This window comes from Shewanella sp. S1-49-MNA-CIBAN-0167 (assembly GCF_040310145.1).
Classification (GTDB): Bacteria; Pseudomonadota; Gammaproteobacteria; order Enterobacterales; family Shewanellaceae; genus Shewanella; species Shewanella psychromarinicola.
In genome coordinates, this window is sequence record NZ_JBEOPO010000226.1 from 1 (window position 1) to 278 (window position 278).

Consider the following 278-nt stretch of genomic DNA (forward strand, 5'->3'; position numbering starts at 1 on the left):
GCGCGCGGCGGCTCGGAAATCGCGCGGCGGATATACAGCACCAGCAGCGCAGGCAGCGCGCCGATCGCGAACAGCACGCGCCACGCCCACTCGGACGGCAGCCACGCGAACACGATCATGTACAGCAGCACCGCCGCGCCCCAGCCGAATCCCCACGCGCTCTGCACGACGCCCATCGCCTTGCCGCGATGGCGCGCGCCGACCGTCTCCGCGAGCAGTACCGCGCCCGCGGTCCATTCGCCGCCGAAGCCGAGCCCTTGCAACGCCTTCAGCACCAG

Annotated in this window: 1 protein-coding gene; it reads right to left on the bottom strand. The window is 71.9% G+C overall.

Annotation, left to right across the window (positions count from 1 at the left end; genetic code table 11):
- Nucleotides 1-278: MFS transporter (locus tag AAEZ00_RS21100; RefSeq protein WP_351089841.1), on the bottom strand; the 278-nt coding region annotated here is incomplete at both ends.